Origin of the sequence: Salinactinospora qingdaonensis, from assembly GCF_039539445.1 — a bacterium.
Lineage (GTDB): Bacteria > Actinomycetota > Actinomycetes > Streptosporangiales > Streptosporangiaceae > Salinactinospora > Salinactinospora qingdaonensis.
Window position 1 is genome coordinate 199,405 of sequence record NZ_BAABDD010000009.1, and the last position, 26,165, is coordinate 225,569.

Sequence of the window (26,165 nt, forward strand, 5' to 3'; positions counted from 1 at the left end):
GATAACGCACCGAAACCCCTGATCCCCGCCGACGGTGGAATGGCCATCGTACCTACTAGCCCTTTTTATTACTCTCCGTTTTTATATTATAACGAAAAGTAGAGCACCGTGGCTTCCGAGCCCGGTCGCGCGCCACACGGAGCACGGTGTCCGCTCGCGACTCCTTGGGTGGGGCCGCCCTCTCCGTTCCGGTGCGCGACCGTATCTCGCTGCGCACCGGTGGCCCGGGGCTAGGCGAACAGATCCACCACTGGCTTGTCCTTGGGGGCGTCGCGGAACAGGGACTTCGCCATGGTCTTCATGTGGCCGCGCCAGTGCTCCTCGGCATCGTCGGCCGCCCGGGCCTCGATGAGGTCGATGAGCTTGCGGTGGGAGCGCACGGTGCGCTGGAAATGCTGTGGCGACTCGCCCTCCTGCACGCCGCGGGCGACCCGGCCGCGTAGGTGGGTGGCCACGATGTCGTGCAGCACCTCCCCCTGTACGGCCAGGGTCGTGTTGCCGCAGCGCTGCACGAGCAGGCGGTGGAACCGGTGGGTCAGCTCCGCCCACTCAGCGGGAGCGGGAACCGCGCCCGGTCCGGCGTCATCAACCACCCTGCGCAATCCGTCGACGCAGTCGCGCAGCTCGGCTAGGTCCTGTTTGGTGCGGCGGCGGGCGAGCAGGCGCACACACACCGGATCAACGGCCATGCGCGCCTCGTAGACGTCCTCGACAGTGGTGCCTCGGGTCTGCAACAGCAATCCGACGTAGCGGACCGCCACCGACGGGTCGGGCTCGGTCACCTGGGCGCCACCCCGGGACCCCCGTCGCACACTGATCAGCGTGTCGGCCTCAAGAATTCGAAACGCCTCGCGCAGGGTCGGCCGCGAAACGCCGTATTGTTCCATGAGCTGGACTTCGGGGGGCAATGTCTCGCCGGGTTGGAGGTCGCCGCGGACGATTTGCCGACGCAGGTGGGTGGCGATCAACTCGGCGGTTTTGGGGGCGCGCATCACCGTGCCCACACGGGGGGCGTCGTCGATCGGTTCCGGCCCCTTCGGCTTAGCCATGGAATAATCTTATCGTAATACCCTAGTTAACTTATTCTACTGATTCGTTTGCTGGTCATAGCTGTACTGGGGCCGCGTTGCCCGCACCGGCAGGAATCTGGACCGCCCCCTCGACATGGCCGCCGTGAGCCCACTGCCGCTGCGGCCCCGCAGCGGCAGCAAGCCCCGGTGTGGGGGACTCCCGTCCCCGGGGCGCTCGTGGTGGCGACTGCCGCGGAGCCCCCGAGTTCGTCGAATGCGTCGAAACCCGTCCCGACCCCCAAGGCGCGGGGGCATTGCCCAAGCGTGCCGCCGGTCAGCCCGGCGTGCGGCCCGGCTCCCGTGGCAAGGCGCGTGCGAGCCTCCCCTGCTTCCTCGGAAAAGAGCAACGAGCCGCCCCTGTCGCGGCCGGCGTGCCGCTGGGATTCGAAGCGCCCGTATCACTCCTGATGTCTGCGCTTTCGTAGTAGTTTCGGCAAAGAATTCTTTGAACAAAGGAGGAGCATCATGGATGTCGATATCGGGATGCTGGTGGTGCGCCTCGCGCTCGGTCCGATGCTGTTCGTACACGGCTGGAACAAGGCCATGGGGTCGGGCGGCCTGGCCGGAACGACCCGGTGGTTTGGCAGCATGGGGCTGCGGCCGGCGTGGCTGCACGCGCGGCTGGCGGCCTTCACCGAGATGGGGGCCGGCGCGCTCGTGACCGTGGGGCTGCTCACCACCCCTGCGGCTGCGGCCTTTGTCGGGGTGATGGCTGTGGCCACCTTCACCGACCACCGTGGCAAGGGCTACTTCGTCTTCAAAGGGGGCTGGGAGTACACCCTGCTGATCGCCATGGTGGCTGTGGCGTTGGCCTGCGTCGGTCCGGGAGCGTGGTCGCTGGACCGCGTGCTGGGGATCGAGTTGACGGGGGTGCTGTGGGCCGGTGCCGCGCTGCTGGTGGGGCTGGCAGCCGCTGCCGCGCTTTTGCTGGCCTGCTACCGGGGTCGTCGGTAGTGCTCCGCCGGTTACGGCGGAGGTGAAGCCGACTCTTTGCGCGTAGCGGGGCAGCAAAAGCCGAGCAACGAAGCAGGACCCCACCGAAGCGGCCAACCGGCCGCCGTAGGAATCCCCGGCCTAGCCCGAGGAGTGGAAGTCAACGCCCGCGCGTCTCGCAACGCTGGGCCGGGCCCGTCGCCGGTGCCGCCGGTCCCTGACGGCCTCCCCCGAGCAAAGCGCCGATGGCGCGGGCGGCGCCGCGAGCATAACCGTTGACCTCGTTCCGGCATCCTCACCGATCGTGTCCTAGGGTTGCCTTGTGGAAGAGTCCATGAGCGGCGGCTGGTTCGAGCGCCGCACCCGTGCGTGGTCCGACTGGACCGTCGAGCAGTTGGTTAAGGCCAAACAGCAGGCAGACGTCAGCGTCAGCCTGGTCATACCGGCCCGAGACGAGGCCGCCACCGTTGGCGGTATCGTCTCCCGCGTCCACACCGATCTGGTGGTGGGCGCCCCGCTCCTCGACGAGATCATCGTTATGGACTCCGACTCCAGCGACGCCACCGCCGAGCGGGCCGCCCACGCCGGCGCCACGGTGCACCGAGTCGCCGACGTCCGCCCCGACGTGGGCCACCACCGCGGCAAAGGCGAGGCCATGTGGAAGTCGCTGTTCGTCGCCTCAGGCGAGATCATCGCCTTCATGGACGCCGATCTCGTCGAGTGGGACACCCACTTCGTGACCGGCATCCTCGGCCCGTTACTCACCGACCGCGACGTAGCGCTGGTCAAAGGGTTCTACGATCGGCTGCTGGATCAGTCCGGCCAAGTGCACACGGCCGGCACCACCTACGAGGGCGGCCGGGTCACCGAGCTGGTAGCCCGCCCCACGATCGCGCTGCGCTGGCCAGAGTTGGCCAGCGTGATCCAACCACTGTCGGGCGAGTGGGCGGTGCGTCGCTCCCTCTTTGAAGCGCTGCCGGTCCCCACCGGCTACGGGGTGGAGTTCGGTGTGCTCGTCGACACCTACCTACGCGCGGGCATGGACGCGATCGCCCAGGTCGACTTGGGCCGTCGCGCCCATCGCCATCAGCCGCTGCGCGACCTCGGCGCCATGGCCACCGAACTGCTCGCCGTCGCCGACCGCCGCGCCGGCGTGAGCACCCACCCCGAGGCCGTGGAGGTGCGCCAGTTCGGTACGGGCGAGCAGCGCCGCTACCCGATCACCACCATGCTCAGCATCGCTGAACGACCCCCCGCCGGCCGGCTCGCCGCGCCCCCCAGCCAGACGTCGTGCCCGCCACCGGCCCAGAGCGGAGCGCCCGATCGATGCTGACCCTGCGCGGCCGTCGCTTCGATGCCGAGGCGACGCTGATCATGGCGATCGTCAACCGCACCCCCGACTCGTTCTACGACAAGGGAGCCACCTGGGACGACCAGCCCGCCTTCGACCGGGTCCGCCGGGTCGTCGCCGAAGGCGCCGATATCGTTGACATCGGCGGGATCAAGGCGGCCCCCGGCGAGGAGGTCGACGCCGCAGAAGAGATCCGGCGGGTCGTGGCCTTCGTCGCCGCCGTGCGCGCGGAGTTCCCCGATCTCATCATCAGCGTCGACACATGGCGCGCCGAGGTGGCCCGCGAGGTGTGCCGGGCCGGCGCTGACCTGCTTAACGACGCCTGGGGCGGCTACGATCCGGGGCTGGCCGAGGTCGCCGCCGAGTACGGCGCCGCCCTGGTGTGCACCCACGTCGGCGGCGTTGCCCCGCGCACCCGCCCGCACCGGGTGGGCTATGACGACGTGGTACGCGAGGCGATCGACGCTACGGTGGCCTTGGCCGAGCGGGCGGTGCTCGTGGGCGTCGACCCGCACAGCGTGCTCATCGACCCCGCCCACGACTTCGGCAAGAACACGTGGCACTCCCTGGAGCTGACCCGGCGCCTCGACGAGATGACCGCCACCACCTGGCCGGTGCTGGTCTCGCTGTCCAACAAGGATTTCGTCGGCGAGACTCTCGACCTGTCGGTCGGGGAGCGGCTGACCGGCACCCTAGCCGCCACCGCCATCTGCGCCTGGCACGGGGCCCAGGTCTACCGCGTCCACGAGGTGGCCCAGACCCGCCAGGTTCTCGACATGGTCGCCAGCATTCGAGGGGTGCGCTCGCCGGCACGCACAGTTCGGGGGCTCGGGTGAGGGGGAGCGTGTGATCATCGGCGCCGCCGTCTGTCCCCACCCACCCGTACTCCTGCGGGAACTGGCCGGCCAGCACGACACCGCGGCCCCACTGCGCCGCGCCTGCACGTCGGCGCTGACCGCACTCCTAAAGCTGCGGCCCGAGGTGATCGTGGTCGTGGGAGGGGCCGCTACCTCCGGAGTCCACCACGGCGGTCGCATACCTGTGCGCGAGTTCGGCGGAGCCCAGCCGGACCGCTTGGGCGAGCCGGCACTGCCGTTGAGCCTTGGCGTGGGCCGGCGTCTCCTCGACGAGACCGGGGCCGCGCCTGCCGTCGAACTCATCGCCGTAGAGTGGGAGGCCGCATCGGCACAGATCGAGCGGTTAGCGCAGCAGTTGGCGGCGCGTCCCGAACGGATCGGGCTGCTCGTCATGGGCGACGGCAGCGCCCGTCGCGGGAGCCGGGCCCCCGGCTACGTCGATGAACGCGCCATCGAGCTCGACAAACGCATCGGCGCCGCATTGGCCACGGGCGACGCCGCCTTCCTGTCGCGAGTAGAGCCGCACCTGGCCACGGAACTACTGGTTGCCGGGCGGGCCGCTTTCGCGGTGCTGGGCTCGGCCGTAACCGCCAGTGGCGCCTCGGTGCACGCCGAGACGCACTACGCGGACGATCCGCTGGGAGTCATGTATTTCGTCGTGGTCTGGGTATGCGCCTTCTCCTGAACGACATCGACCCCACCGTGACCGCCTTGGGCACCGCCGACGACGGTGAGGCGCTCGCGCGGCTGTACGCCTACCCGGCGCGCAACGGCCGCCCCTGGGTGCGCGCGAACATGGTCGCCACTCTCGACGGTGCGGCTGCCGGCCACGACGGCAAATCGGGCTCGATCAACACCACCGCCGACCGTGAAGTCTTCACGCTGCTGCGCGCCCTGGCCGACGTCATCGTCGTCGGCGCCGGCACCGCCCGCGCCGAGGCCTACCGGCGCCCGCGTGTCCGTCAGGCTCACCGCACCACGGTACGCGCCGGGCGCCCACCCCACCCGGCGCTGGCGGTGGTGACCCGCACGGCCCATCTCCCGCCCCTACTGGCCGCCGATGATCCCGCCGCCGGGCCGGTGCTCATGGTGACCTGCTCCCACGCCGGCGCTCCCGCTATCGAGGCGGCACGTCACACGCTGGGTTCCGAGCAGGTCATCGTCGCCGGCGAGTCCACCGTGGAGCTGTCCGTGGCAGTGCGCGAGCTGCACCGGCGCGGCTTGGCGCGCGTTTTGTGCGAAGGGGGACCGCACCTGCTGCGCGACGCGATCGACGCCGGTCTCCTTGACGAGCTGTGCCTGACCGTCACTCCGCTGCTCGTGGCCGGCGACCAACCCCGCATCGCGGTGGGGGCCGACGTCGCGCAGTCCTTCACGCTGCGGTTACTGATCGAGTCGCAGGGCACGCTGCTCAACCGCTGGGTCCGCTCCACGACGGCCTGAGTGCCTGCGGCGCACGTCGGCTCTACCGGCCTGCGGCGCGCTCCTCAAGTGCCTCGCGCAGCGCCTCGACGCCCAACGCGGCACCGGCGTCAGCGACGATTCTCGTGGGATGCGTTGGGGAGGCGGTGGAGAACGCGACCGGTGAACGGTTCTGCCTGTGAGAGCCCGGCCGGCGAATCGACCGATCCACAGCGGCACTCGGCGCAGTATTGCCGGATTATTTTCTGATATTCGGTCACTATTATTAAAACGGATAATTATCATCACAGATATCGATTTCCGTGGCCGCGCCGCCGGCGGGCAGGGTGGTCACATCGCGACGACAGGTCGGCGCTGTGGGCTTGCCACCATGGCTCCGGCTCGGCCGGTCCCGCCGCGAGTCGGGCCCGCGTTCGCGTCACCCTCCACGTACGCTTGGCACGCACATCGACGAGGAGCCACGGATGCAACGGCTACGCGACCGCGTCATCGTGGTCACCGGCGCCGCGCAGGGCCAGGGCGCGGCCCAGACCGCCGCGCTGGCCCGTGAAGGGGCACAGGTGATCGCCACCGACGTCCGTCCCCCAAGGTCTGAGCCCACCGAGGGCACCGTCGTCGCCCGTAGCCTCGACGTCACCGACGAGGAGGGCTGGAGCGCGCTGGCCGCCTGGCTGCGCGACGCTCACGGCCGAGTCGACGGCCTGGTCAACAACGCCGGGATCACCTGGCGTGCCCGAGTGGGGCAGGTCGCCGCCGCCGACTTCCTCCGGGTACAGGCCGTCAACACGCTCGGCCCCCTGCTCGGTATCCAGCGCCTCGCTCCGCTGCTGCCGAGGGGCGGTTCCATCGTCAACGTCGGTTCCTCGGCCGCACTCACCGGGCACTACCCGGTCGCCTACACCGCCAGCAAGTGGGCGCTGCGGGGCGTGGCCAAGGCCGCCTGCACCGAGTTGGGGCCGCGCGGCATCCGCGTCAACACCGTGCACCCCGGCTTCGTGGAGACTCCCATGACCGCCTCGGCCGCTCCAGCCTTCCGCGCGGCCAACCTCGCCGCCACGCCGCTCGGCCGCACCGGCGCTCCCGAGGAGATCGCCGCCGTCGTGGTGTTCCTGCTCTGTGAGGAAGCCTCCTACATCACCGGCGCCGAGATCCCCGTCGACGGTGGCCTCACGGCCCACGGCGGCGTCAAGCCCATCTCCGATGCGCTGCGTGATTAGCCGCGAGAGCGCGCTCGAACAGCCACCGTCAGACCAGCCCCGAGCGTAAGCTCACGGCCCAGCGCCGCCTTGCGGGCGACGGCGCACCCACATTAGGTAGATCTGGCTCGATTGTCACGAATCGCGGCGTTACGAGGGGAACACTCACTACGATCCGTGCTAGAGCGGCACCCACAGCGTGCGACGCCCACCGGCGCGCGGTCGTCCCCAGCGGCCACGAGCAGCCCGGTCCCGCCTCCCGTGATCGCCAACGGCCCGAGACCGGCAGGTCAGGGCACGACGTGGCCACCGGTCGCGGGGTGCGCACCGCTCCGCCGCAGCACGCATCAGTCCTCCACCGCAACGTAGAAAGGACGGCGTTTTCCCCTCGGCCCTCGCGCTGAGGCGTCGCGCCCACAGACGCACATGGCCCTCGAATCCCAAGACACAGCCACCACTTCGCCCGACCCCGCAGCCCTCGCCGCCCTTGTCGAGGGCGAGGTCAGCACCGACGACGCCACACTGGCCTGGGCCGCCCGCGACTGGGGAAGCATCGTGCAGCAGCGCCCGCGCGTGGTGGTGCGCCCCGCCTCGGTAGCCGACGTGGTCGCCGTGGTGGGCTTCGCCGCTGAGCACGGCGTCTCGCTGGCCGCCCGCGGGGCCGGCCACTCCCCGTTCGGCCAGGGCCAAAGCGATGGCCTGGTGCTCGACATGACCAGCATGGCGGCCGTGCACCGCGTCGACCGCGACGGGGTGGTCGTCGAGGCGGGCGCCCGCTGGAGCGATGTGCTGGCCGCCACCGTGCAGGCGGGGCTCACCCCGCCCACCCTCACCGACTACATGCACGTCACCGTGGGCGGCACGCTCGCGGTCGGCGGCATCGGCGGTGCCACCCACCACTACGGCACCCAGGTCGACACGGTTCGTGAGCTCGACGTCGTCACGGGGACCGGTGAGCTCCACACCTGTTCACCCACCCACAACCGCGACCTCTTCGACGCCGTGCGCGGCGGGCTGGGCCAGTGCGGCATCGTCGTGCGCGCCACTATCACCCTGGTCGAGGCCCCGCCGCGTACCCGGCGCTGGCAGCTCTACTACGACGACTTCGACCGCTACCTGCGCGAGCAGCGCGCCGTGGTCGCCGAGGGGCGCTTCGACTATGTCGAAGGCCAGATCGTGCCCGCCGCCCCCGAGACCCAGGCCCGTTGGCGCTACATGCTTGAGGTCGCCGCCTACTACGGGGCCGCCCCCCACCCCGGTGAGCCCGACGAGGCGGCGCTCCTGGGCGACCTGGGCGACGACCGCCCCAGCGCCGAGGTGGTCGACTCCACCTATCCGGAGTTCGCCCACCGCATGGCGCCTGCCGAGGAGTTCCTGCGTACGGAGGGCTCGTGGTTCCACCCCCACCCGTGGCTGAACGTATTCCTGCCTGAGCAGGCCACCGGCCCGCTCGTGTCCCACGTGCTGGAGCACACCGACCTTGCGCGCGATATCGGCGCCACGGGGCTGCTCATGCTCTACCCCGTGCGGGCCGATCGGCTGCGCGCGCCGCTGGTGCGCGTCCCCGAGGGGGAGCTCGTGTTCCTCTTCGCGCTGCTGCGCACCGGCGATCCCTACGCGGTCACCGACACCGCCCGCATGATCGAGGCCAACCGTGACCTCTACGAGCGCGCCGTCGCCGCGGGCGGCTGTGTCTACCCCGCCAACGCGTTGGCGATGACCCCCCAGGACTGGCAGCGCCACTTCGCCGGCCAGTGGGACAGGCTGGCCGGCGCCCGGCACCGCTTCGACCCCGCCGGCGTGCTCTGTCCCGGCCAGCGGGTCTTCCCCGGGCCTGCGGCCCCGCCCACCCCCGATCCCCAGTGACCGCTTTCACCGCGCCCCAACCGCGGTCGGTGCCGCCGCGGCACCGGTTCGCTTTAGCCGCCGTAGGTGGCGCGGATGCGGTCGGCGAAGCGGGCGAACTCGGCGCCGTGCAGGAACGCCGAGCGCATCGTGGCGGGGTCGGCCACCCCTTGGCCCGCGATGTCGAAGGCGGTGCCGTGGTCGACCGAGGTGCGCAGGATCGGCAATCCCACCGTCACCGAGATCGTGCCGTCGAAGTCGAAGGTCTTGGCCGCGATGTGGCCCTGGTCGTGGTACTGCGACAGCACCCCGTCATAGTGGCCCTGCAACAGCCGGTGGAACACCGAGTCGGCCGGTACCGGCCCCGTCACGTCGGCCCCGGCGGCGCGCAGCCGGGCCACGGCCGGCTCCAGGTGGGTGATCTCCTCGTCCCCGAACGCCCCGTTCTCGCCGCCGTGGGGGTTGATCGCGGCCACCGCCAGCCGCGGCTGGTCATGGCCGAACACCCGCAGTGCCGTCAGCGCTTCCTCGGCGCAGCTCACCTGCTGTTCCACACTCACCTGGTCCAGCGCCGCCCGCAGCGACACGTGCCGGGTCGCGAAGAAGATCTTCTTGCCGCGCACCACGAACATGGTGTTTTGCCGGGTGACCCCGGTCAGTTCCCCCAGCATTTCGGTGTGGCCCAGGTGTGTGCTGCCGGCCGCCCAGATGGCTTCCTTGTTGATGGGGCCAGTGACGATGCCGGCGACGTCGCCGGCCATGGCCGCCGCTGTGGCCACCTCGATGGCGCGCACCGCCGCGGCGCCGGCGCGCTTGTCGACCGTTCCCCATTGCGGTGTCGCATCGCCCAGTTCGGCGATGTCGAGGCAGTCGATCACGCCCTCCTGCTCAGGCGGCAGGTGCCAGGAGCCCACCGCCCGGATCGTCACGTCGAGCCCGCAGACGCGGGCGGCGCGGCGCAGCACGGCTGGATCGGCCACGACCACGCCGCGTGCGGGCGCTGTGGTGCCTACCTCGGCCAGGGTGCGCACCGTGATCTCGGGGCCGATGCCGGCGGGGTCGCCGACGGTGATAGCCAGGCACAGACGCTCAGTCACGACCGAATCCCCTCCACTGACGGGTGTGCTCCACGGCGGCGGCCCGCCGCGGCGCGGAAATCGGCTCCACGCCGGGTTCTCATCCTCGCACTGCTGTGGGCCTCCCGCCGGGGTGCCGCTGTGTTTTTTGTCGAGCGGGGCGGGGGCGGTGTTCGCGAGCGGCGGGAACTCCCGCGCATTCTCCCCAGTCCCACCCCACCCCCAGCCCCCGCACGGGGCTAGGGGGCCAACCGGGGAGAGGGAGGACCAAAGGACGACGGCGGCCGGTGTCGCCTGCCGTGTCGGCCGCTGCGTGGTTTTCGAGTGGCGTAACCCCCCAGCTTCGGAGGGTGAGGGAGTCGTTTTCCCGATCGTAGGGATGCGCGATACGTTTGGCGTGTCGTGATAGCGAGCGATACGCGGCCGGGCCTGCCGTGTCAGCCGGGCTCTCGCTGCGCGATCCTGGTCGAGCCCGCGCAGGAGAGGCGGGAGACCCTGCCGGTAGGCGGTCTGCGACGCAGGAACCAGCGGGAAACCGCGAGGAAGTACTGGTCCACCGAGTGTGGAATCCCCGGCTTGCGCCGGGGGACGAGGTCAACGAGCTTTCAAACTACCGACGGGGAGAGCAGCTATGCCTTCGGTGCCCGAGGTCACCCTGAACAACGGTGTGCGCATCCCGCAGTTGGGCTTTGGCGTGTGGCAAATCAGCGACGCCGAGGTCACCGACGCGGTGCGGATCGCCATCGAGACGGGATACCGCAGCATCGACACCGCGGCCATATACGGCAACGAAGAGGGGGTCGGTGAGGCTATCCGAGGAGCGCCCGTTCCCCGCGAGGAGCTGTTCGTCACCTCCAAGTTGTGGAACAGCGAACAGGGCTACGACACCACTCTGCGGGCCTTTGACGCCACTATGCAGCGGTTGGGCTTGGACTACCTCGACCTGTACCTCATCCACTGGCCGATGCCGGCCCGCGACACCTACGTCGACACCTGGAAGGCCTTCGAGCGCCTCTACGCCGACGGTCGCGTGCGGGCCATCGGCGTCTCCAACTTCCAAGAGCCCCACCTGAAGCGGCTGATGGATGAGGGCAGCGTCGTACCCGCCGTCAACCAGATCGAGCTGCACCCCACCCTTGCCCAGGAGCGGATACGCGCCTTCCACGCCGAGCACGGTATCGCCACCGAGGCGTGGAGCCCCCTGGGGCAGGGCCACCTGCTGCACGACCCCACCCTGGTCAAGCTCGCCGAGTCCTACGGTGTTACGCCCGCTCAGGTGATCCTGCGCTGGCACCTGCAAATCGGCACCATCGCGATCCCCAAGTCGGCCACACCTGAGCGCATCCGCGCCAACTTCGACGTCTTCGGCTTCGAACTCTCCGCCAGCGACGTCGAGACCATCAGCGCCCTCGACACCGGCCGGCGGTTCGGCCCCGACCCCGCCACGCTCAACGCCACCTAAGGGGAGCCGGTGTCCGGTTGGGGCCACTGGCCCCAACCGGGCCCTGACGACCCAAAAGAGATCTACGGTGTAAAGGTGAGGGGGCTCCCGTCAGGCTGTGTCTTCCCCGTCTTCCCCACGGGGGCGGCCCGACGTGCGCAGCGGCGGCCCCGTGCGCCGGGCGTCGCCCAGCGTCGCCCGCGGCCCCCAGCGAGCCAGCCGGACCACGTAGACGATTGCGCCGATCACGATGCTCAACGGGATCGCTATGACGATCGCGAGCACGACGAATTCAGCCAGTCCCAGTGCTCCCATGGGAATGTATCGTAGCCGTCCCAGCCGTACCACGTGACTCTTGGCCTACCTCGCGCCTCTGGCGTCCCTACGGGGGGCCGCCTAGATTTGGACACGTATCCGGCCCATGCCGTCTCGCATCACTGGAGGTGCGCGTGTCCTTCACCCGAGTCGATCCCATCGGCCGTGCCGAGGCCGCCGAGGCCGTCCTGCAAGCCAAACGAATCAAAGGTCTCACCTGGGAGCAGATCGCTCAGGAACTGGGCCGCTCGAAAGTGTGGACCGCGGCTGCTCTGCTGGGCCAACACACCATCAGCGCCGAACAGGCCAGTACGGTTGGCCGGCTGCTGCGGCTCGAGGACGTCGTGGTTCAGGCCCTGCAACTGCCGCCGGTCCGTGGAGCCGGCGTCGTCGACACCAGCGAGCCCGTCGTCTACCGCTTGGAGGAGGTCGTCCAGGTCTACGGGCGTGCGGTGGCCGACCTGATCCGTGAAGAGTTCGGGGACGGCATCATGAGCGCCATCGATTTCGAGATGGACGTCGAACGGGTCGAGGACCCCAAAGGCGACCGTGTAGTCATCACGCTCAACGGCAAGTACCTGCCCTACCGCGAGTTCTGAGGCGCTCACCGGGCCACGCCGGCGGCGTGGAGGCCGCTGTCGGCGCCGGCCGGCTTCGGGCAACCGGAGCGGTCGGCTCTTCGGGCAGTTGGCCGTCGGCGGGCTCAAGCGCGTGTCTTGGAACCGATGTAGCCAAGGCGCGCCAGTTCGGTACGGGCGGTGTTCAGCACCTCGTCCCGCTGGTGGGGCGCCAACCGGTTGCGCCACGCGCCGACCCCGGTGGGGCCGGTGTGCATCAGTTCCATAGCCGAGACTCGCGTGCCGGTGAACGAGGAGAGCTGCTCGGCCGTATCGATCTCGGCGCCGAACACTTCCTCGTAGCGCAGCGTCATCAACCGCTCCGCATCCAGCGCACCACGTAGCCGCGCCGAGAGCCGGACGGCGCCGCGCCACCGCAATGCGCATTTGGCCACATCGGACATCCGCGCATAGTCGTCGCGTTCGGCTTTGGTCTCGATCCCGAAGAACGGATGGGGCAGTTCGTCCTCCAGGTTGGCCACGCTGGGCCGCAGCCATGACAACAGCGCCTCGTCATCGAGCATAGCGGCGACCACGTCACGACCGTCCCGGATGATCTGCACAAACGCCGCATCCTCGAAGGCGCCGGCCAGGGCCGTCGCGCTGTAGAGCAGGTCGGGACTGGCGTCGCCGAAGCGCTCCATCTCCCCGGCGTGGCGACACGGTTCCACGCCTTCGCGCGCTGTCACGGGGCGGCGGGGACAATGGGGGCAAGTGCGGGGAGTGAGCTGCCACGCTTCAGCCATGGCGTCACGGAGCAGGGTCGCGGTTCCCCACTCGTGGTCCGCGGCGATGGAGGGGCGGCGCGCGAACGCATGTGCCGCGTTCACCACGCTAGGGCGACCCGAGGTCAGGTGGAAACCTGGCGAGCGTCCCAGCGCACGGGCGATCAACTCCACCCCGGAATGGGGTGCGCCCAGCACAAATACGGGACGACGGACCTTCGTCCCGTTGACCACGAGGATGTAGGGCGGCTGCTTCATGGGTACGTCGATTTTGGCATCCTTTGTCAGCCTTTGCAGCGACCGCCGTACCGATACGGCTGCAAATCACATAACAGGAGCATCAACCACAGTTCGCTGCGACAATGAAGAGGCACTGCACAGCGCGCGATAACCGATATGAGGGTGCAAGCGATGGCTTCCACACGCGATGTCGTCGAGGTGGCGGCGTGGCTGGCCGACTCCGGACCCATAACCGTTCTCACCGGCGCCGGTATCTCCACCGAATCGGGGATTCCCGACTTCCGCGGCCCGCAGGGCCTGTGGACCAACAACCCCGGCGCGGCGGCCCTGTTCGACATCGACACCTACCTTGGCGACGCCAACGTGCGCCGGCGCGTGTGGCACATGCGCCGTGACCACCCCGCGTGGACGGCTCACCCCAACGCCGCCCACCGCGCACTGGCCGACCTCGCCGCCGCCGAGCGGCTACGGGCGATCGTGACCCAAAACATCGACGGCCTCCAGCAGGCCGCCGGCACCGACCCCGACAGTGTCATCGAGGTGCACGGCACCCTGCACTGGGTAGTGTGCCTGTCGTGTGACCTGCGCACACCGACGCCCGAGGTGCTGCAACGGCTGGAGGAGGAGTCTGACCCGCGGTGTCTGGCCTGCGGCGGCATCCAAAAGGCCGACACGATCTCCTTTGGTCAGCGCCTCAAGCCCGACGTCCTCCAAGCCGCCGTCGACGCCGCCCAAAGCTGCGCCGCGTTCGTGGCGATCGGCACGTCGCTGTCGGTGCAGCCTGTGGCCGGCCTATGCGATCTGGCCCTCGACAGCGGTGCCACCCTGATCGTCGTCAACGAGCAGCCCACTCCCTACGACGAGCAGGCCGATGCGGTGCTGCGAGAGCCGATCGGTGAGGTCGTGCCCGCCTTGGCCGAACGGATGTTGAGCACCGTCGCTTGAGCCGCCGCCTGGCGCCGCCGGCCTCACCAGCGCCCGGCGAGCACGTCCCGGATAGCGCGCACGTGCTCATTGTGCTCTTCGGCCAGCCGCCGTATCGAGGCGCGCGCCCGGCGCGCCACCCCCAACGGGCGGACGTGCTCGGCCACCAGCGGCACGAGGCGTGCGCCCAGCCGGTGCACGTGGCCGCGGAGTTGGCGCAGCAGGAACACCGACAGGCGTAGCCGAGAGTCGGAGTCGAGGGTGTGGGCGAGGGCGAAGGCGCGCTCGTAGGCGGTGACGAGTGTGGGATCGTCGACTTCGGTGGCGGCGAAAGCCAACGTCAGCAACAGGTGTGCGTCGGAGGCAGCGCCGTCGGGGCGCGCGGTGACGTCGCCCCCGAAGGTCTGGGTCAGCGGCTCCACCGCGTGGAGCAGCCGCTGGGTTCCCCCGTCGGCCAGCACGGCCGCTTCCCGCGCGAGCAGCCCCAGGTCGCTTTGCGCCCCCGGCATCGAGGGGGCTTCCTCACCGGGGCGCACCGTGAGGTCCTGGTCCTGGCCGGCTGCGCCCTCGGTCGCGTCGCCGCGGCGCACATCCAGGGCGTGCACAAGACTGGCCCACTGTTCTGGCGGCAGTTGCGACTTCCACAGGTGGGTCATCGCGCGCCATGCGTCCTCGCCGTCAGCCCCGAACAGTTCCCGCAGCGGCACCGGGCCGCCGTGTATCGCCACCAGCGCCAGCATCAGGTTGGCGCTGTAGACGGCGTCTTGGGCGGCCTCGGGCAGCGGGAGCGGCTCGTAGCCGGCGTAGTGGCCGGCCTGTCGACTGGCGCCCGCCCCGGGGTGTCGCCGCTCTCGCAGCAAGTCGGCCAGCATCAACCGCAGTTCGTCGCGCACCCCTGGGGCCAGCAGTCCCAGCCGCTGGGACAAAAAGCGCGGCACTTCGCCCGAGACCGACAGTGGGGTGAACGACAGCAGGGCGCGCAGGAAACCGTCGTCGGGGGGAGAGGGGCGGATCGCCCGCAGCTCGCGTACGCGGGCTTCGGCGAGTTCGGCCAGCTCGTCGGCGACCAGGCGCGCGATGAGGTATTCGCCCAGCGCGGGGTGGGTGAAGGCCACCTGACCGTCACTGCGCGTCACACACCCCAGGTGGGTGGGGTCCACGGGTGGGGTGAAGCGGGCCGGCCACGACACGAGCCGGTCTCGGTCGGCGGTGACCACGTCGCTGGGCACGCTGCGCTGGTCGCGGTTGAACATGGCGAAGGCCATCATCGACGCTGCCAGCAGGGTCCGTTCGATGCGCCCGGTCCGCACGGCCGGATCGCCGTCCCCGCCGGTCGGGCGCGCGCCGGAGGGGGTGGCGCTCCGGTCGGCCGCATCGGCCAACCGGCGTAGCCACCGCTCGTAGAGCATCGTCTCGCGCAACGGCGCCGACAGCTTGCGCAGCGCGTTGCCGCCCCCGTCGTAGAGCGCGAGCAGGAACAGCAGCAACGGCCGTCGGGCCAGGTCCATGTGCGGTGCCAGCACCGCCAAGTCGAGGCGGTTCACGCCGTGGTGGGCGAAGTAGCCCGCGTTGACGCGGTTCCAAGTGGCCACCCAGGTGGCGATCTGGGTGTCGCTGAACTCGGCCAACCGCAGCGCTACCGTGCCCGCCGGGAACCGTACCTGCGCCGCTGTGGCCTCGCGGCAGGTCAGCACGACCGCCACGGGTCGCTCCCGCTGCGCGCGGTCGTGCTGGAAGCGCGCGATGTCGGCGAGCAGGCGCGAGCGCGACGTCCTCGCGCGCGTGGCCATCTCTTCCAGCCCGTCGATGATCAGCACCGGCAGCGCGTCGCCGCCGCGGTCGGCCTCGGCCAGCGCGTGGCTTAGACACTCCTCGGGCTCGGCGCCGGCGGCGGCCGACATCTCCGCCAGGTCGTGGCCGTTGACCCGCACGACCGTGAAGTCCTGCTCGGGCAACCGTGCGGCCAACACGTGGGTCAGTGCCGACTTCCCGCACCCGGAGGGGCCCACGACCAGCAGCGGCAGGGTGAGCGAGCGGGGAGCGGTGAAGTGTCCCAGCAGGAACTCGGGGAGGTCGTCGCGCGCGGTGGTGGTGTGGTGCCACCACTGGGGGTCGTGCAGCCGTGCCGAGGCGGTGACCTCGGTGACACGGAAGTCGGGGTCGAGGTAGGCCACCCCCAGAGCGGGCAAGTTCGGCGCGGCCGTTTCCTCGGTCAACGGGGCGATCGGGGCCACGAGGCGCTCGCGATGGGCGCGGGCGCGGGCCGCCTCGGGGGCGCGCGGGACGGTTCCGGTGCTGATCGCCTGGAGCTGGTGGTGCAGGCGGGTCAGCCCCACCGCTGTCGTCTCGGCCAGCCCTGCCTCGCGTGTGCGGCCGTTGCGCAGGCCGGCCCAGACGGCGAATTCGGGGAATCCGGCGGCCAGTTTGTCGCGCAGTTCCTCGTAGCGGCGTAGGCAGCGCTCGGTCAGGGCCGAGCCGAGCCGGTCGGTGATGGCACTGCGGCGGTTCTCGTCGATCTCCTCCCAGATCCGCATCCGGCGCACGATCGGCGGCAGTTGTCGGCAGCGCCGGGCGTAGAAGCGCCGCACCCGGGTGCGGGCGTCGCTGGCCGTGCGTTGCGGTCGCGGCAGCGGGGGAGCGGAGTTCACCAGCAGCGACACGAACTCGCCCAGGTGGGTCGGGCTGGAGACGTCACTGGTGGCCGAGCCGGCTGCGGGGCCGTCGAGTTCAAAGGGGAGTTCGGTGTCGTCGAGCGATTCGAAAAACGCCGTTACCACAATCATGCTGTGCGCCGCGGCGATACGGCGGGTGCGTTCCCAGCGCGAGATGAGGTGCGCCTCGCGCTCTAGCCGCCCCAGGGCGCGGTGAGCGAAGCGCACCAGGTCGGTGCGCGCCTGGAGCAGGTCCGTGCCCGTCTCGTGGGCGAGCCCGTCGATCGTGGCGAGGACGGTCGCCTCATCGTAGCCGAGGAAACGGATCGCGTCGGAGTAGCGGACAGGCTCACGCATGGCACCACCAGGGCAGTCACCGGAACAGACGGGCGGGACGAGCGCCAAGCAACCATCCTGGTGGCTGCGAGCCGGTTTCGTCAGGTTTCAGGGGGAGTTCATCGTGACCCGATGTCCTATCGGTCATTCCGGCACAGCCCGCTATCCGGGGTTTCCTGCCCCGGTTCACGAGTGTTGTCCCATTTGACGCGCGGAAATGCCAGTGTGAGGGGGAGTTTCGGCGGCTGAGTCCGTCTCGGTTGCGGTCACAAGTTCGCGCACGCGGTCCCAGGTTTCGGAGCGTCTGATATAAGGACGCAGCCTATCCAGAACCGGAATGACGAACGTGGGAGCCAGCCGGGGCGCGGCAACGACCGTGTCAACGCGGTCCAGAAAATCGGCCACGATCGTGCGGAGCTGCTCGTGCCCCCCGGCTTCCCACGGCACCGCCTCCAGGTCCTCTCCCGCCTGGCGTAGCGTGAGCAGTTCCACCCGGCCCAGGGCTCTGGAGTGGCCCAGCAGCCGGCCATAGCGGCGCAGCCGCCCCTGGTTGTCCGAGCCGGGCGCGCCCAGGCGCAGCTCCAGCACGTCGTGGGCCTCGGCCCACGCCACGTCCTCGTTGCGGGCCACGGCACCACCTAGCTCCTCCTCGGGCTCGACGCCGTGGATGACGTCGACGAACCACCGCGAGAGGTCGTCGCTGACGTGGGAGAGGTAGGGCAGCAGCATCAGCACCATGCGGCTGCCGGTGCCGTTGGCGCGCATCGCCATGGAGCGCAGCAGCTTCGAGGTGACACTGTCATAGGGCACGGTGATGGCGTAGGGGTCGTTGATGTCGAGCTTCAACGACACCTCGGCGCTCAACTCGAAGCCCACGCACTCGCCCACATTGACCCGGGAACCACTCTCGCGTGTCACGACGGTGCGGGCCGCCTCGCCGCGGCCGATGCCATAGCCGATGTGGCGGACCCGGACGGCGTCCAGGGTGCCGTGCCACTCCTCGCCCGAGAGCGCGCGCCACAACCCCGCCAACCCGCGCCACTGCGGCCAGGAACGCTCGGCGGTTGGGAACAGCTCGGCGACGTCGATGGGCTCGGAGTCCACGCGCGTCAACAACAGCACCAGGTTGGCCAGGTACACGCCTTGGCGCACCGTGACGGGGAGGCGCCGCGGCTCGTAGCCGGCAAAGGAGCGGTGCGGGTTGGGGTACAGCGCCTCGTGGAACAGGTCGAGCAGCAGAGCCCGGCAGTCGGCGCGGTCGGCGGGGGAGCGCTTGAACCAGGCGGCCAGCAGGTCGTCGGTGAACTCCAGCGCCGCCGACCGGCCCGACAGCGTCGTAAACGAGGTCAGCGCATAGAGCAGCCCGTCGTTGAGGGGTTCGGTGTAGCGCCGGCCGCGCGCGTGGCGCCAGTCGGCGACCAGCTCCCGCAGGGCCTCGGTGACCATGCGCGCCACCAGGAACTCTCCGAAGGTGGCGTGCAGGAACTCGTAGGCGCTGCGCGGGCCCTCCTGCAACCCCCGAGACTCGTGCACGAAGAAGAACCGGCCCAGCACCTGGTCGGCGTCGCTGAGCGCGCCCTGTAGACCCGCCTGCCCGGTGCCCGTGGTCGTCGCGGGGGACAGGACCGCCAGATCCCGGTTGAGCTCGTCGGCGGTCACGGTCTGGCTGCGGCGGGCGAACATCGCCATCGCCGTGACTTCCAGCCGCCGCAGTTCGGCCTCCACCGCCTCGGTCAGCTCGGCCCCGCTCAGGTGCGCGGCGTGTTTGCTGACCTCGCGCCGCGTGAACTCGCTGAGCAGCCGCTCGTAGAGTTCGGCGCGGCTGAGTTCGGCGTCGACGCGTTGCAGCGCGTTGTCCTCGGCGTCGAACAGCAACAGCATCACCAGCAGCAGCGGCTGCTCAGCCAGTTCCCGGTAGCCCAACAACCGTTCGAGGGGCATCGGTAGCGTCTGGCGTCGGGCCAGCGCGGCGCTGTTGGCGTGGTTCCAGATGCGCAACAATTGCTGGATCTGGCTTTGGCTCAGCGGCTCCAGCTTGACGACGGCGGTTCCGGCCGGGAACCGCACCCGGTCGGCCACGACCGTGCGGCTGGTCACCAGCACCACCACCGGCCGGCCCAGCTCAGCCTGGCGCTCTTGGAACTCGCTCACCTGCTCCAGGTAGTCGGAACGGTTCACCCCCGTGGCCTGGAGCAGTTCGTCGAAGCCGTCGAGCATGACCACCGGCAGCGCGCCTTCGGCCGAGCGCGCCAGCTCGGGCCAGGTGACCCGTTCACCGATCGCGTTGTAGACCCCCTGCTCGATCTGCTGCTGGATTGGGGCGTCGGCGGGCACCGAGCGCAGCTCGACCCGCACCGCCAGGAAGTCCTCGGCTGGCAGCCGGGCCGCGAGCACCTCGGTGAGTTTGGACTTGCCCGCCCCGGGGTGCCCGAGCACCACCAGCGGGGTGCGGGTCGCCTCCACTGAGGTCAACAGGCCCACGATCGTGTGCTGGAGCTCCTCGTGCACCGGCAGCCGCTGCCACCAGGAGTCAGCGGAGGGAAAGGAGCGCTCGCCGTCCATCTCGGCGATGCGCCCGCGCGGGTTCAGGTAGGCCTTGCCCAGCGTGGGCAGGGTGAATCCCCGCGACAGGTCAGAACCGGCCAGCAGCGGCCGTTCCAGCGCGGCGCGGTGGTGGGCGGCCAGGTCGGCGTGCCAGTGCCGCGCCCTCCTCCCCACTGAAATCTCCCCCAGCAGCGACTCCAGCCCGCTCAACCCGGTCGACAGCTCGGCCACGCGCCGTTCGAGGGCGGCCGTGGCGTTGACCACGGTGTGGCGGGTGGCCTGCCCGTCGACGATGCCGAACCAGGTCGCGAACTCCGGGGCCTGCGTGACTAGTTCGCGAAACGCGGTGTCGTAGTTGGCCATAGCGCGCTCCACCACCGCCTCCGATCCGCCCGCCGGCAGGTGCGCCACCAACTCCCGGCCACGCGCCAGCCCCTTGAGGAACCTGCGGGTCTGCCGGAACAGCCCTTCGTAGGAGTCGCGGATGTCGGCGCGGTTGGTCTCGTAGGAACGCGCCGCCGACGGCGCGGGTGCGCCGCTGGCCAGCAGTGTTTCGATCAGGTGCCCATAGCCGTCGGGCACCACCTGGCCCGTCGCCAACGCCGCCTGTTCCTGGGCGGTGATGCCCAACTCGTCGAGCTGGACCGGGCAGCCGGAGTCGGCGACCACCTCCGCCAGCGCTCGAAAGAACGACACCACCGTGATGATGGTGTGGGCCGCCTGGACACGTTCGGTGCGCTCCAGCCGGCTCACTCCGTTGATGCGCTCACCGAGCGCGCGAACGGCCGTGGTGCCTTTGGCGGTGACCTCTTCGGCCAGCGTGCCCAACCCCGGCAGCCCGGCCAACTCGGCGGCCGAGCCGGTTACGGTGTCAACCGCGGTCGCCACCGGCCCGTCGTAAGCACCCAGGATTTTGAGCGCGTCGGAGTAACTGAGCGTCTTCGCCATGAGTGGGGGCCTCTCAGGGGAAGCGATGCTGGGGCATCGTCATTCTCTACGTCGGGTTACGGTTGTTGCAGCCAGCGTCGGGGCAGTGCTCAGGAGGCTGCACCCGCTTGTTGTCCGGAGGCCCCCCAATGCCGTCACCCATCCGCAACATCATCATCGACTGTGCTGATCCCTTTGCGTTAGCCGAATTCTGGAGCAAAGTCATCGACGTGCCCGTTTCCCCGGAAAGCAGCCCTGGAGGAAGCGAAGCCTTCATCGACACTCCGCAGGGAAACCCGGGCCTGCTATTTCTGCGTGTTCCCGAGAACAAAGTGGTCAAGAATCGAATCCATCTCGATCTCACGCCTGAGGGCGCTTCCCGCGATGAGGAGTTGCGTCGGCTGCTGGGTCTGGGCGCCACGTTCTTGAAGGACTTTCGTACTGAGGACGGTGGCGGCTGGGTGACACTCGCCGACCCTGAGGGTAACGAATTCTGTCTGGAGCGTGACGGCGACGAATTGTCCTTGGCAGGGGAACACCAAGGGGAGTGAGCCCCGCCGAGTGCCGTTCCCGCGCCGCCGGTCGGGGGGTTAACCGTGAGCGGCGCGGGAACGGGCAGTGCCGGTCAGGGCAGTTGCCAGTCGATGGAGTCGGCCCCCTGCTCTTTGAGGAGCGCATTGGCCCGGCTGAAGGGCCGCGAGCCGAAGAAGCCGTTGTGTGCCGACATCGGGCTCGGATGGGTGGACTCCACCGTGGGCGTACCAGGCATCAGCGGGCGCAGACTGCGCGCGTCGCGTCCCCACAGGATCGCCACGAGCGGCTTGTCGCGCGCGGCCAGAGCTTTGATGGCCTGGTCGGTGACCTTCTCCCACCCTTTGCCCCGGTGTGAGCCCGGCTTGCCCGGCTGTACGGTCAACACCCGGTTGAGCAGCAGCACGCCACGTTCGGTCCACGGCGACAGATCACCGCTGGAGGGCATGGGCAGCCCCAAATCGTCGGTGTACTCCTGGTAGATGTTGCGCAGGCTGCCCGGAAGCTTGACGCCCGGGGCCACGGAGAAACTCAGTCCCACGGCGTGTCCCGGCGTGGGGTACGGGTCCTGACCCACCAGGAGCACCCGCACGTCCTCGAAGGGCTGTTGGAACGCGCGCAGCACGTTCTCCCCCGCGGGAAGGTAGGTGCGTCCCTCGGCGACTTCGGTACGCAAGAAGTCGCCCATCGCCGAAATGTGGGCGGCCACCGGCTCCAGCGCCGCTGCCCATCCCGGCTCCATGATCTCGTTCAGCGGTTGTGACATGGCTCAGCACACTATCCGTGCCGCCCGACATTATCCCCCACAAGCGCCTGTTGTGTGGTCTGGGCCACTCTGGCTGCTCTGGCGGTGTTGCTCCCACCGCGCCAGCCGCGTGCGGATGCGCTCGGTCTCGGCGTGCTCGGCGCCATGGATACGCACGTGGTCGGCCAGGAGCTCCCGGTAGCGCCGCACCGCCTCGTGCGGGTCGCCGTGGTAGCCGATATAGGCCGCCTGGTAGTGGCGCGCGGTCAACGTGGTGGGGTCCTCGGCGCCCAACTCCCGTTCCAGGTCGACCAGCAGGTCGCCCAGCATCGTGATCGCGCCGCGCCGGTCGCCGCTCTCACCGACGTCGAAGGCCAGGTGCAGACGGGCGAGCAACACCCGCCGCGAGTACTCCCCGTGGAGCGCGGTCAACTCCGGCAGGATCGCGCGGTGGATGCGGGCGGCCTCCCCGTGGCGGCCGGCCCGGCCCGCGTTGGCGGCCTGGTAGTGGCGCGCGCTCAACGTGTCGGCATGGCGACGGCCGTGCACTCTCTCCATATCGTCGGCAAGCTCGGCGAACAGCTCCGCGGCGTGGGCGTGGTAGCCACCCTTGCCGGTGAGGTAGGCGCGCCGATGCCGGGCCCGCAACGTTTCGGGGTGAGAAGCACCGTAGATTTCGACCAGCTCAGCCAGGAGCTCTCCCAACTCTTGAGCGGCCGTGGCCGGGGAGCCGTCCCGGGCGCGGGCCTCGGCCGCGTCGAGACGTCGGGCGAGCTCGCGGCGTCGCTGTGGCGTGGACTCCGGCGGCGCCGCGAGGTGGTGGGTGGCCGGCCGTACTGGGCCCGTGGCACGGGGGCGGGTGCCGGCACGCAGCCGTTCCAGCACCTCGCCGGCGCTGGAGGGACGCTGCTCGGGCGATTTGGCGAGCAGGGCCATGACCAGATCCGAGAGCTCAGTCGGCACATCGGGGCGCCGGCGCGCGGGCGGTCGCGGCGGGGTGGCCATGTGCATCCGCATCACCCCCAGCGGATGGTCGGCCTGGGAGGGGGGAATGCCGGTGAGGGCGTGATAGAGCACTGCGCCCAACGAGTAGAGGTCGCCGGGGACACCGGCGGAGTGGCCTTGGATCTGCTCCGGTGCCATGTACTGCGGCGTGCCGATCACCTCGCCGGTCTTGGTCAGCCGCCGACTCTGGACCACCGCTTCGAGGAACCCCGAGATCCCGAAGTCGAGGATCTTGGCCGTGCTCTCCTCACCGGCGGGGGAAGGGGGATCGACCACCATGACGTTGCCCGGCTTGACGTCGCGGTGCACGACCCCGGCGGCGTGGGCAGCCGCGAGCCCGGAACACACCTGGGCGCACCAGCGGCAGGCCGTCTCGATGGGCAACGTCTCGCCTGAGCGCACGAGGGCGCTCAGCGGGCGCCCTCGCACCAACTCCATGACGGCATAGACGGTCTCGGTGGGCGTCTCGGTGCCGTAGTCGTAGAGGATCACGATGTTGGGGTGCCCGGCGAGCTTGGCGGTGACCTGCGCTTCGCGGTGGAATCGCGCGACCGTCTCTTCGGAGTCGATCAGGTCGGGCCGGATGAGCTTGACCGCAACCGGCCGTCCCAGCCGCTCGTCGACGCCTTCCCACACCTCGCCCATGCCGCCCGAGCCGATTTCGGCCGTCAGCCGGTAGCGGTCTCCCAGTATGCGCTGTGTCAACGTGCCTCCCCGCAGCCCCTCCGGCGGCAGGTTATCCGGTTCGGGTGCGCCGCGTCGTGGCCACAGCTCAGGAGAGCCTGCCCACCTTCGGGGTGGGCGCTGTCGGGGCGGGCACTGTCCAGCGCAGTTTCCGGCCGCCAGCGGCAGCGACCCGCTATTGTGGTGCCAGCGCGAAATGCCCCTGGCACTGGCCCGATCGCGGTATTCCCCCTCCCCCCACCGGAATGAGTTGAGTGGTGAGTTCAGCGCTCTACGTCGGTCCCGATGGCGCTCCCGACAAGTACCGTCTCGTCAGATCGGTGGGGCGAGGTGGCGAGGCCACGCTGTACCTGGCTGAGGTGACGCTGGCGGGCGAGACCGAGCCGGTGGTCGTCAAGGCGCTCAACTCCGAAGTCGCCCCCACCGACGAGGAGTTCAGCGAGCTCAGCCGCCGCTGGAACGAGCAGGCCGAACTGTTGCGCTTCATCAACCGGCTCGGTGTGGTCGGGGTACGTGAGCATTTCGAGGGCGCCCCTGAGCACCCGGCGGGCGCGGCGGTCGACACCCCCGACCGGGTGTTGTACCTGGTGATGAACTACGTGGCCGGTTTGGACCTGCGCGACTGGCGGGCCGAGCACGCTGTCGAGGGGCCACGGGGCCAGCGCGAGGTGCTGCGCCACCTAGAGCAGATCGCCGAAGTGCTCGACTGGCTGCATTCGGGCAAGGCCACCCCCTCCAACCGCGGCGTGGTCCACGGCGACCTGTCGCCGGGCAACATCATGATCAGCGAGGAGGGCCAGGCCACGCTCGTCGATTTCGGGCTGAGCAAGATCACCACCCGCCACATGACCGCGCGGCCCTGGTTCACCCCTGGCTACGCCGCCCCCGAGGTCTTCAACGGCGAGTACTCAGCGGCCACCGACCGCTATGCCTTCGGCGCCATCGTCTACTTCGCCCTGGCGGGTGAGGAACCCCCGCCCACCCCCGAACAGTTGCGCGAGGCTTTTATCGCGCTGCCGCTGTTGGCGACCGCCGACACCCGCGCCACCCGGCGCATCGCCGCGATGTTTGCCACCGACCCCACCGAGCGTCCCAGCGCGATGGAGTGGCTCACAACGTTGCGTACCGTCACCACATCCGTTCCCTGGAGTACGCCCGGCTCCGGACCCGCCGGCCCCGAGCCCGCCGCCTCCCAGCCGGGCCAACCATCGACCCCGTGGACGGCGCCGGCCGGTCCCAGCAGCGGCCCCCTAGCGCCCGGCTCCTCGCCGGAGACTTCCGCCGGTGAGGAGCCCACCCTGCCTGCCGGCAGCCCTCCACCCCAGCTATCCTCGGGCGGAGTCGGCGCTCCCGGGGCCGACCCCCGTCCGCCGGGGCCCTCGGCTCCCCCGCCCATCCCGCCCCAGGGACGGTCCACTCCGCCCCCGTCGGGCGCCTCCAGCGGCGCCCAGCCCAGCGGGGCCCACCCCCCGCCGCCGCAGGCACCACCACCCCAAGGGCCGCCGCTGGCTGGCCTGCCCCGCAGCAGCCCTCTCCCGCCAGCCCGCAGTACGGTGCACCCGGGCGGCCCTATCCCGCCGGTGGCCAACCGGCCTACCCGCCCGCGCCCTCCCCCGGGGGAGCCTTCGGCGGTTCCGCCGCAGCGCCGTCGGGGCCGCAGACCATCTGGAGCGGTCCTGGAGGTGGCAGCGGCAGCCCCACCCGTAGGAGATCGCGCCGGGCGATGGGGGGCGGGCTCGCGGTGTTGGCGCTGCTGTGCCTGGTCGTCGGTGCCGCCGGAACCTACTACCTGATGCGCCCCGGCGGCCCGTTGGCGGCCTTCCCCACCACGGAGGTCTCGCCCGGCGCCGCCGACGCCTCGCCCCGTCAGCAGGCCGCCGGCGAACCCGAGACCACCGGTGGCGCCGAGTCCCTCACCGAACAGCAGCCGCAGCCCGGCACCCACGAGGCCACCTCTTCGGCCTCGACGGCACCGTCCAGCCCCTCCGAGGCGGCCTCGGCCGCTGAGGACGCCGCAGTACCCGAGAGCCAGAGTCTGACCTCGATGGAGTGGGTCGACACCTCTGGAGCGGATTGGGAGAGCGACCCGGTCACCGTCAACGCCACCGAGTACTCCCGGGTGCTGTCCACGCGGCAGTGCTACCACGGTGAGGAGTGGCTGGAGTTCAACCTCAGCCGCGAGTGGCAGACCCTCACCTCGACCGTGGGTATCGCCGACACCTCCGACAGCGGCGCCAGCGTGACCTTCACCGTCTACGTCGACGGCGAGCAGATGGCCTCGGAGACGACCACGCTGGGCGAAGAAGTCGCCCTCGACGTCGACGTCTCCGATGCGCTGCGCGTCCGACTCCAGGTCCAATACGAGGAGCCGTGCGCCACCGCCGTGTGGGCTCAGCCGCTTGTCACCCGCTGAGCAGCCCGCGGCCGTTCACCGGCCCCGCCCGGTTACGGCCGCGCTCACTCCCCCTCCTCGATGTCCTCGCCCACCTGCACGCCCCGCACGCCGGCGGTCTCCGAGAGGGTTTCGGCGAGTTCGTGCACATCGCCGTTGCCCCGCAGTCCTAATACCACCTCGATCACGGGCCGGGTACCGGGGGAGGGTGCTAGATCGTTGATGGGAATCTTGTGGCCGGTCGCGGACATGGCGAAGGGCGCCCATGATCGATGTGTGACCAAAAACCTGGACGCCCTTCTGACCGCACTCTATGTCCATCTGGACGACCATGTCCT

At 70.1% G+C, this 26,165-nt stretch carries 22 protein-coding genes; 13 read left to right on the forward strand and 9 right to left on the reverse strand.

Annotated features, from left to right (window positions below; genetic code table 11):
• Nucleotides 1-230: 230 nt before the first annotated feature.
• Nucleotides 231-1,049 (reverse strand): FadR/GntR family transcriptional regulator, encoded by an 819-nt coding sequence (locus ABD848_RS12235; protein ID WP_344971096.1) that lies wholly within the window; start codon nt 1,047-1,049, stop codon nt 231-233.
• A gap of 486 nt (nt 1,050-1,535) precedes the next feature.
• Here ABD848_RS12235 and ABD848_RS12240 point away from each other — a divergent pair, with 486 nt between their 5' ends.
• The 7 genes from ABD848_RS12240 (at nt 1,536) to ABD848_RS12270 (ending at nt 8,695) form a co-directional block, all read left to right on the forward strand.
• Entirely contained in the window at nt 1,536-2,024 is a 489-nt protein-coding gene (locus tag ABD848_RS12240; protein WP_344971098.1) for a DoxX family protein, read from the forward strand.
• 301 nt (nt 2,025-2,325) lie between these two features.
• Complete coding sequence (locus ABD848_RS12245) at nt 2,326-3,336, forward strand: glucosyl-3-phosphoglycerate synthase (RefSeq protein WP_344971100.1); 1,011 nt, start codon at nt 2,326-2,328, stop codon at nt 3,334-3,336.
• The gene (folP, locus tag ABD848_RS12250) at nt 3,330-4,190 is read left to right on the forward strand and encodes a dihydropteroate synthase (RefSeq protein WP_344971103.1); all 861 of its coding nucleotides are present in this window, start codon (nt 3,330-3,332) and stop codon (nt 4,188-4,190) included. Before ABD848_RS12245 ends, folP begins: the two co-directional genes overlap by 7 nt.
• A 10-nt stretch (nt 4,191-4,200) precedes the next feature.
• Nucleotides 4,201-4,896, forward strand: a complete 696-nt coding sequence (locus ABD848_RS12255; protein WP_344971106.1) for a class III extradiol ring-cleavage dioxygenase family protein — start codon at nt 4,201-4,203, stop codon at nt 4,894-4,896.
• On the forward strand, nt 4,881-5,654 hold the full coding sequence (locus tag ABD848_RS12260) for a pyrimidine reductase family protein (RefSeq protein ID WP_344971108.1): 774 nt from the start codon (nt 4,881-4,883) through the stop codon (nt 5,652-5,654). Before ABD848_RS12255 ends, ABD848_RS12260 begins: the two co-directional genes overlap by 16 nt.
• Before the next feature lie 443 nt (nt 5,655-6,097).
• Entirely contained in the window at nt 6,098-6,850 is a 753-nt protein-coding gene (locus ABD848_RS12265) for an SDR family NAD(P)-dependent oxidoreductase (protein WP_344971111.1), read from the forward strand.
• A 405-nt stretch (nt 6,851-7,255) separates the two neighbouring features.
• Nucleotides 7,256-8,695 (forward strand): FAD-binding protein, encoded by a 1,440-nt coding sequence (locus ABD848_RS12270; RefSeq protein WP_344971115.1) that lies wholly within the window; start codon nt 7,256-7,258, stop codon nt 8,693-8,695.
• 53 nt (nt 8,696-8,748) lie between these two features.
• On the opposite strand, the gene pdxA is transcribed toward ABD848_RS12270, so the two are convergent.
• The gene (pdxA, locus tag ABD848_RS12275; protein ID WP_344971117.1) at nt 8,749-9,771 is read right to left on the reverse strand and encodes a 4-hydroxythreonine-4-phosphate dehydrogenase PdxA; all 1,023 of its coding nucleotides are present in this window, start codon (nt 9,769-9,771) and stop codon (nt 8,749-8,751) included.
• A gap of 610 nt (nt 9,772-10,381) precedes the next feature.
• Here pdxA and ABD848_RS12280 point away from each other — a divergent pair.
• On the forward strand, nt 10,382-11,212 hold the full coding sequence (locus tag ABD848_RS12280; RefSeq protein WP_344971119.1) for an aldo/keto reductase: 831 nt from the start codon (nt 10,382-10,384) through the stop codon (nt 11,210-11,212).
• Between the two features lie 90 nt (nt 11,213-11,302).
• Here the strand turns inward: ABD848_RS12280 and ABD848_RS12285 are convergent, their stop codons facing one another.
• Nucleotides 11,303-11,506: a hypothetical protein gene (locus ABD848_RS12285; protein WP_344971121.1), complete on the reverse strand. Its 204-nt coding sequence runs from the start codon at nt 11,504-11,506 to the stop codon at nt 11,303-11,305.
• Nucleotides 11,507-11,640: 134 nt separating this feature from the next.
• On the opposite strand from ABD848_RS12285, the gene cynS reads away from it, so the two are divergent.
• Nucleotides 11,641-12,105 carry a cyanase gene (gene cynS / locus ABD848_RS12290; protein WP_344971124.1) on the forward strand — a complete coding sequence of 155 codons (465 nt, stop codon included), beginning with the start codon at nt 11,641-11,643 and terminating at the stop codon, nt 12,103-12,105.
• A gap of 104 nt (nt 12,106-12,209) precedes the next feature.
• Here the strand turns inward: cynS and ABD848_RS12295 are convergent, their stop codons facing one another.
• Complete coding sequence (locus ABD848_RS12295; protein WP_344971126.1) at nt 12,210-13,106, reverse strand: sulfotransferase; 897 nt, start codon at nt 13,104-13,106, stop codon at nt 12,210-12,212.
• A 153-nt stretch (nt 13,107-13,259) separates the two neighbouring features.
• Between ABD848_RS12295 and ABD848_RS12300 the strand changes: the two genes are divergently transcribed.
• The gene (locus ABD848_RS12300) at nt 13,260-14,033 is read left to right on the forward strand and encodes an SIR2 family NAD-dependent protein deacylase (protein WP_344971128.1); all 774 of its coding nucleotides are present in this window, start codon (nt 13,260-13,262) and stop codon (nt 14,031-14,033) included.
• A gap of 23 nt (nt 14,034-14,056) precedes the next feature.
• On the opposite strand, the gene ABD848_RS12305 is transcribed toward ABD848_RS12300, so the two are convergent.
• Nucleotides 14,057-17,020 carry an ATP-binding protein gene (locus ABD848_RS12305; protein ID WP_344971130.1) on the reverse strand — a complete coding sequence of 988 codons (2,964 nt, stop codon included), beginning with the start codon at nt 17,018-17,020 and terminating at the stop codon, nt 14,057-14,059.
• Between the two features lie 165 nt (nt 17,021-17,185).
• On the reverse strand, nt 17,186-20,491 hold the full coding sequence (locus tag ABD848_RS12310; protein WP_344971133.1) for an NACHT domain-containing protein: 3,306 nt from the start codon (nt 20,489-20,491) through the stop codon (nt 17,186-17,188).
• 128 nt (nt 20,492-20,619) lie between these two features.
• Between ABD848_RS12310 and ABD848_RS12315 the strand changes: the two genes are divergently transcribed.
• Nucleotides 20,620-21,021: a VOC family protein gene (locus ABD848_RS12315; protein WP_344971135.1), complete on the forward strand. Its 402-nt coding sequence runs from the start codon at nt 20,620-20,622 to the stop codon at nt 21,019-21,021.
• Nucleotides 21,022-21,095: 74 nt separating this feature from the next.
• Here the strand turns inward: ABD848_RS12315 and ABD848_RS12320 are convergent, their stop codons facing one another.
• Nucleotides 21,096-21,767: a uracil-DNA glycosylase gene (locus ABD848_RS12320; protein WP_344971137.1), complete on the reverse strand. Its 672-nt coding sequence runs from the start codon at nt 21,765-21,767 to the stop codon at nt 21,096-21,098.
• 30 nt (nt 21,768-21,797) lie between these two features.
• On the reverse strand, nt 21,798-23,456 hold the full coding sequence (locus tag ABD848_RS12325; RefSeq protein WP_344971139.1) for a serine/threonine-protein kinase: 1,659 nt from the start codon (nt 23,454-23,456) through the stop codon (nt 21,798-21,800).
• A 236-nt stretch (nt 23,457-23,692) separates the two neighbouring features.
• On the opposite strand from ABD848_RS12325, the gene ABD848_RS12330 reads away from it, so the two are divergent.
• Nucleotides 23,693-25,228 carry a serine/threonine protein kinase gene (locus tag ABD848_RS12330; RefSeq protein ID WP_344971141.1) on the forward strand — a complete coding sequence of 512 codons (1,536 nt, stop codon included), beginning with the start codon at nt 23,693-23,695 and terminating at the stop codon, nt 25,226-25,228.
• Nucleotides 25,159-25,848 carry an NPCBM/NEW2 domain-containing protein gene (locus ABD848_RS12335; protein WP_344971143.1) on the forward strand — a complete coding sequence of 230 codons (690 nt, stop codon included), beginning with the start codon at nt 25,159-25,161 and terminating at the stop codon, nt 25,846-25,848. The genes ABD848_RS12330 and ABD848_RS12335 overlap by 70 nt, the downstream gene beginning before the upstream one ends.
• Nucleotides 25,849-25,892: 44 nt before the next feature.
• Here ABD848_RS12335 and ABD848_RS12340 read toward each other — a convergent pair whose 3' ends face one another.
• Entirely contained in the window at nt 25,893-26,078 is a 186-nt protein-coding gene (locus tag ABD848_RS12340; protein WP_344971145.1) for a hypothetical protein, read from the reverse strand.
• Nucleotides 26,079-26,165 lie beyond the last annotated feature (87 nt).